The following is a 6204-nucleotide window of genomic DNA, read 5'->3' as shown; positions in this document are numbered from 1 at the left end:
ACTCGCTACGACAAAACCCGCGAGTCCTACCAGGCAGCCGTCACCGTCGCATCCCTGTTCCTCTGGCTAAAGCCCCTTTGAAGACACTGCCTAGCCGCCGAGCTGCGACAGGCTCGGCACCTTGTCCGTCACCGTGGCCCCGGCGCTCTGGCCCGCGCCCTTCACTCCCTCGATGACGTTCTGGAAGGCGTCGATGTCGGAGTCCCCGGCCTGGCCCTTGCGGAGCTTGGTGCCGAGGCTCTTGAGGGACTCGATGCCCGCCGTCAGCGGGACCATCGCCTTCGACAGCAGCGGGTCGCCCTTGGCGTTGTCCGACGCCGCCTTCAGCCGGTTGTAGGCGAAGGCACCCGCGAGGCCCGCCTTGATCAGCGCGAACGTCCGGCCCGACGCGCCCTTCTTGAACTTGCCCGCGCGGTACGGCTTGATGATCCACTGGTACGTCGCCCCGGCCGCGAGACCGGCGTTCGCGACGAAGCGCGTCTTGGCGAACTTCTGCTTCTCCGCCGGCGTGGTCGGCGTCGGCGCCGCCGCCAGCTCATCGGCCTCGGCGGCCTGCGGCTCCGCCGCCGCGAGGACGGCCAGCTCGGCCGCCGCGGCGTTGGAGATCTCCGGCTGCCGGGCGGTGTCGGCGCCGCCGCCACCGCAGGCGGTCGCACCGGCCAGCAGGGCGCAGGACAGGACCACCGCGGTGAGCGTGCGGCGGAGTCGGACGGTACTGGGTTCGAGTACGGACACGGTTTCCTCCGGGGACGGGGGTGTCCCCCGCAGCCTCACCCCGGCCGTGGCCCTCCACCACTTGGGGGACCCGTTCGGGTTTGGACCGCGCGGCTGCGGCAACACGCGTGTCATGTCCCCACACACCCGAGCACACTCCCGTGTACACACCCGAGGCGGCGGCGGCATCGCCCGGGCCGTAGCCCTCGTCGCGGACGTGGCGGCCTTCCTGATCGTCCTGTGGATCGTGCTGTGGCTGCTGGACGCCAACCAGGGCAACAGCCTCGTCGCGTTCGTCCACGACTGCGCCGACTGGCTGACGAGCTGGTCGCGTGACCTGTTCAGCTTCGACAGCGAAGGGGCGCGGGTCGTCGTCGGCTACGGCCTGGCGGCCGTCGTCTACCTCCTCGCCGGACACGGCCTCGCCAACTGGCTGGCCCGGCGCTGATCCCGGCCACCGCCGGCCGCCGGCTCCGCCCGAGGGCGGCCGGCGGCCGGCGGTGCCGGTTCAGTGACGGCAGCAGTCCGGCTCCAGGCCCGTGGGCAGCGCGAGACCGCCGAACACCTCGCCCGTGGGCTCGTCCCCGCCCAGCGCGGCGACGGCCAGCAGCAGCGACCCGGCCGTCCAGGTCGTCTGCTCCACCGGCCAGACGGCCCGGTCCTGGAACACGTACCCCGTCCAGTACATGCCGTTGTCCGCGCGCAGGTGACCGATCGAGCGCAGGATCTCCAGCGCCCGGTCCGACTCCCCCATCGCCCAGAGCGACAGCGCCAGTTCGCAGGACTCCCCGCCGGTCACCCACGGGTTCGGCAGGACGCACCGGACACCGAGGTCCGCGACGACGAACTCGTCCCAGCGCTCCTCGATCCGCGCCTTCGCCTCGGCCCCGGTCAGCGCCCCGCCCAGCACCGGGTAGTACCAGTCCATCGAGTAGTGCGATTTGTCCAGGAACCGCTCCGGATGCCTGCGGATCGCGTGCGCCAGCGCACCCGCCGCCAGCTCCCAGTCGGGCTGCGGATCCCCCCGGTGGTCGGCGATGGCCAGCGCGCAGCGCAGGGCCTGGTGGATCGAGGAGGAACCCGTCAGCAGGGCGTCCGTGACCGGGGCGCCGTCCGCCTCCCGCTTCCAGCCGATCTCGCCGCCGGGCTGCTGGAGGGCGAGGACGAACTCCACCGCCGCCACGACCGCCGGCCACATCCGGTCCAGGAACGGGTCGTCGCCCGTCGCCAGGTAGTGGTGCCACACGCCGACGGCTATGTACGCGACGAAGTTCGACTCCCGGCTCGCGTCCTGCGGCTCGGCGGTGTCCACCCCCTCCGGCCGGTCGGCGTACGCCGCGAACCAGGAACCGTCCTGGTTCTGGTGCCGGGCCAGCCAGTCGTACGCCCGCTCCGCGGCCTCGTGCTCGCCCGCCACGTCCAGGGCCATCGCGGCCTCGGTGTGGTCCCACGGGTCGAGGTGGTGACCGCGGAACCACGGTATGGCCCCGTCCGGGCGCTGCGCCGCGAGGATCCCGGCCACCGTCTCGGCGGCCTCCTCGGCGGTCAGTACGCCGTCCAGGACGAGGTGTTCGGGTGCGGTGCGCCGGGGCGCGGTCACTGGGCCGCGCCGACGGGCAGGTGCGGCTTCGTCGCGTACGCCACGAAGCTCTTGCCGATGACCGGGTTGAGCGCCTGCTCGGCGAGCCGGGTGGCCAGCGGCTTCTTCATGATGTCCCAGACGAGGAGCTTGTGGTACGCCTTGACGGGCAGCGCCTTGTCGTTGTCGACGCCGAAGGCGCACTTGAGCCACCAGTACGGGGAGTGCAGGCCGTGCGCGTGGTGGGTGCCGTACGGCTTGAGGCCCGCGGCCTCCATCTTGCCGAGCAGCTCGTCCGCCTTGTAGATGCGGATGTGGCCGCCCTCGACCTCGTGGTAGGCGTCGGAGAGCGCCCAGCAGATCTTCTCCGGGCCGTAGCGCGGCACGGTGATCGCGATGCGGCCGCCGGGCTTCAGCACGCGGACCATCTCGGCGAGGACGCCCTTGTCGTCGGGGATGTGCTCCATCACCTCGGAGATGATCACGACGTCGAAGGAGTCGTCGGGGAAGGGCAGCGCGAGGGCGTCGCCCTCCATCGCCGTGGCGGTGGCGCCCGCCGGGGCCTCGCCGGCCTCCTTCATGGCGGCGAACCACTTGGCGACCTCGCGGATCTCCTCGCCGTTGCGGTCGACGGCGACCACCTGGGCGCCTCTCCGGTAGCACTCGAAGGCGTGGCGGCCGGCGCCGCAGCCCAGATCGAGCACACGGTCGCCTGCGGCGAGCGGGAACCGGGAGAAATCGACGGTCAGCACGGGGTCCTGCCTTCGCTGTCGCGGGGGTGGAAGGGATTGCTCATGAAGCGGTGGCGGTCGAAGGTCAGCGCGGCCGGCGGGTACGGGCGGAGGCGGCCTGCTCGATGGCGGCCCGGTAGTGCGCGGCGGTGCCCTCGGCCGCCTTGGCCCAGGTGAACCGGGACAGCACCCGCTCCCGCCCGGCGGCACCGAGCCGCTCGCGCAGCGCGGCGTCACCCAGCAGCCGGCCGAGCGCGGCGGCCAGCGCCCCCGCGTCACCGGGCGGCACGGCCAGGCAGGTCTCGCCGTCGGCGCCCGTCACTTCGGGGATCGCCCCGCCGGTCGTGGCGACCAGCGGGGTGCCGGTGGCCATGGCCTCGGCCGCCGGGAGCGAGAAGCCCTCGTAGAGGGAGGGCACGCAGGAGACCTGGGCGCCGCGCACGAGGTCGACGAGCTCGGCGTCGGAGATGCCCTTGACGAAGCGCACCGCGTCCTGGAGCCCGTACGACTCGATCGCGCGGGCGACGGGCCCGCTCTCGGCGCGCTTGCCGACGACCACGAGGTGGGCGTCGGGGCGCTCCGTACGGAGCTTGGCGAGGGCCTCGACGAGGTGGACGAGCCCCTTGAGGGGGACGTCGGCGCTGGAGGTCGTCACGATCCGCCCGGGCACCTCGGCCACGGCCGGGTCGGGCGACCACAGGTCGGTGTCGGCTCCGATGTGGACGACGTGGATGCGGTCGTCGCGGACCCCGAGGTGCTCGGCGATCTCCTGCTGGGAGGAGCCGGAGACGGTCAGCACGGACGGCAGCCGGCGGGCCACACGGCCCTGCATGCGGGTGAAGCCGTACCAACGCCGCACGGAGAGGCGCCGCTTGAGGTCCTTGGCGGCGTCGATCTCCAGCTGCCGGTCGACGGTGATGGGGTGGTGGACCGTCGTCACCAGGGGGGCGCCGAGGTCGCCCAGCAGACCGTAGCCGAGGGTCTGGTTGTCGTGGATGACGTCGAACTCGCCCGCGCGGGCGCGCAGATGGCGCCGGGCGCGCAGCGAGAACGTCAGCGGCTCGGGGAAGCCGCCGGTCCACATCGTGGCGACTTCGAGGGCGTCGATCCAGTCCCGGTACTCGTCGCGCTTCGGCGTACGGAACGGGTCGGGGCTGCGGTACAGGTCCAGGCTCGGCAGCTCGGTGAGCGTGGCGCCCGTGTCGAGGACCGGATAGGGCTGCGAACCGATGACCTCGACGGAGTGTCCGAGGCGGACGAGCTCACGCGAGAGGTGCCGTACGTAGACGCCCTGACCGCCGCAGAACGGGTTCCCCTTGTAGGTGAGGAGTGCGATGCGCAACGGGCGGTCGCCGTCGGTGGCGGAACCCGCGAAAGGGCTCGTCACGATGGCCTCAGCGGTCACTCTCGGCCCCCTTCTGCCTGCGACTTTCGCCGGAGCGTAACCGCTCGGATAATGTAGAACAAGTTTCAGACTTGATCCGTTGAAGACCATTGAATCTACCGGCCGGAAACCACACCGTAAGAGGCGGAGCAGGTGATTCGCGCCACGGCTCGGACGCCTGACATGCTGACCCCGGGTCACGCCCGGATCGGCCCCTGCGCAGCACCACCAGCGACGCCACGGAACGCCATGGAACGGGACACATGACAGCGGAAGCGAAGGCCGTCACCACGCCGGCGTCCCCTCCCCTGACGGAGCGCCAGGAGGCGCGCCGCCGTCGGATCCTGCACGCGAGCGCCCAGCTGGCCAGCCGGGGCGGCTTCGACGCCGTGCAGATGCGGGAGGTCGCGGAGCTGTCCAGCGTGGCGCTCGGAACGCTCTACCGGTACTTCCCCTCGAAGGTGCACCTGCTGGTGGCCACCATGCAGGACCAGCTCCAGCACATGCACACCACGCTGCGCAAACGCCCTCCGGCGGGCGACGACCCCGCGGCCCGGGTCGCGGAGACCCTGATGCGCGCGTTCCGCGCGCTCCAGCGCGAACCCCACCTCGCGGACGCCATGGTCCGCGCCCTGACCTTCGCGGACCGCAGCGTGAGCCCGGAGGTCGACACGGTCTCCCGGCTGACCACGGCCATCATCCTCGACGCGATGGGCCTGGAGGCCCCGCCGACGGCGGAACAGCTCTCGGCGGTCCGCGTCATCGAACACACCTGGCACTCGGCACTCATCACGTGGCTGTCGGGCCGCGCCTCGATCGCCCAGGTCAAGATCGACATCGAAACGGTGTGCCGCCTGATCGACCTGACGGCCCCGGAAAAGGCCTGAAGCGGTCGGGGCGGGGTCGGCCGGGGAGGCGGGGCCGGGGGACGGCGGGGTCCTAGCTGGTCCGTATCGGGGAGGGTTTGGTGGTTTCCCGTCAGTCTCATCGTCTCTCCGGGGTGGACCGGTCCCTCAAGGGCGCTCCTCCTTCGTCGTCGCGTCGCTTCGCGATGGCCTTCGGCCACCCTTGACCGACCGCCCCACCCCGGAAAGCCGAAGACCGACGGGAACCCCCCAAAAGAACGGTCACGGGCAAGAGGGGGAGGAGCGGGTCTCTCAGCGATGAGACGACGGGCCGGGGGTCGGTAGGCCGGGCATACGGCCCCCTCGCGCCCCCTTCCGGGACCACAACCACTCCTTGCCCACCCGAAATGACGACCAGATCAGCCTGGCGTGCAGTCAGGCGCATCGGATCGCTACGCGCTTCTCTCGGCTTAGCGTCCGGCGACCGTCTGGGGCTGGACATATACCGCCCACACGCCCCACCCATCACCCTTGACGTGCGGCTACCGCCCGCCTGTACTCCTGCGGTGAGACCCTCCGGCAGGAAAGACCTCCAGACTGCCCATGAAAGTCACCACGGCCGGTCGTCGGCCGCTGAGACGACACCGGGCCCAGATGCCTTCTGCGGCCTATGTCCAGCCCCAGACGGGCCGCTGCCGCTATGCCGAGAGGAGCGCGTAGCGATCTGACGCGCCTGACGGCGCCCCAGGACGTCGTGGTCGTCATTTCGGGTGGGTAGGGAGTGGGTCTGGTCCCGGAAGGGGCCGCGAGGGGGCCGTGTGCCCGGCATGCCGACCCCCGGCCCCTCGCCTCATCGCTGACGGAACCTTTGAGGCTTGAGTTCCCCCCTGCCCTCCTTCGGGGGCTTCCCGGCAGTCTTTGGCATTTCGTTTCGGGCCGGTCGGTCAAGGG

At 71.5% G+C, this 6204-nt stretch carries 6 protein-coding genes; 2 read left to right on the top strand and 4 right to left on the bottom strand.

Annotated elements, in window-relative coordinates; translation table 11 throughout:
* Positions 1 to 90: 90 nt before the first annotated feature.
* Positions 91 to 735, bottom strand: a complete 645-nt coding sequence (locus ABZZ17_RS39790; RefSeq protein WP_356884235.1) for a hypothetical protein — start codon at positions 733 to 735, stop codon at positions 91 to 93.
* Positions 736 to 847: 112 nt separating this feature from the next.
* Between ABZZ17_RS39790 and ABZZ17_RS39785 the strand changes: the two genes are divergently transcribed.
* The gene (locus ABZZ17_RS39785) at positions 848 to 1162 is read left to right on the top strand and encodes a hypothetical protein (protein ID WP_356884233.1); all 315 of its coding nucleotides are present in this window, start codon (positions 848 to 850) and stop codon (positions 1160 to 1162) included.
* Positions 1163 to 1222: 60 nt separating this feature from the next.
* On the opposite strand, the gene ABZZ17_RS39780 is transcribed toward ABZZ17_RS39785, so the two are convergent.
* The 3 genes from ABZZ17_RS39780 to ABZZ17_RS39770 form a co-directional block, all read right to left on the bottom strand.
* Positions 1223 to 2314 (bottom strand): prenyltransferase/squalene oxidase repeat-containing protein, encoded by a 1092-nt coding sequence (locus ABZZ17_RS39780; protein ID WP_356884231.1) that lies wholly within the window; start codon positions 2312 to 2314, stop codon positions 1223 to 1225.
* Entirely contained in the window at positions 2311 to 3045 is a 735-nt protein-coding gene (locus ABZZ17_RS39775; protein WP_266838794.1) for a class I SAM-dependent methyltransferase, read from the bottom strand. Before ABZZ17_RS39775 ends, ABZZ17_RS39780 begins: the two co-directional genes overlap by 4 nt.
* Before the next feature lie 64 nt (positions 3046 to 3109).
* Positions 3110 to 4429 carry a glycosyltransferase family 4 protein gene (locus ABZZ17_RS39770; RefSeq protein ID WP_356884228.1) on the bottom strand — a complete coding sequence of 440 codons (1320 nt, stop codon included), beginning with the start codon at positions 4427 to 4429 and terminating at the stop codon, positions 3110 to 3112.
* 242 nt (positions 4430 to 4671) lie between these two features.
* Between ABZZ17_RS39770 and ABZZ17_RS39765 the strand changes: the two genes are divergently transcribed.
* On the top strand, positions 4672 to 5295 hold the full coding sequence (locus ABZZ17_RS39765; protein WP_356884226.1) for a TetR family transcriptional regulator: 624 nt from the start codon (positions 4672 to 4674) through the stop codon (positions 5293 to 5295).
* Positions 5296 to 6204: the final 909 nt, after the last annotated feature.

Origin of the sequence: Streptomyces sp. NPDC006512, assembly GCF_040611935.1 — a bacterium.
Taxonomy (GTDB): Bacteria; Actinomycetota; Actinomycetes; order Streptomycetales; family Streptomycetaceae; genus Streptomyces.
Note: the sequence above shows the minus strand (reverse complement) of the source record. Positions and strands in the feature narration are given on the sequence as shown.

Coding starts and splice junctions, on each gene's coding strand:
- ABZZ17_RS39785 (WP_356884233.1), top strand. CDS start 848: ATGTCCCCACACACCCGAGCACACTCCCGTGTACACACCCGAGGCGGC.
- ABZZ17_RS39765 (WP_356884226.1), top strand. CDS start 4,672: ATGACAGCGGAAGCGAAGGCCGTCACCACGCCGGCGTCCCCTCCCCTG.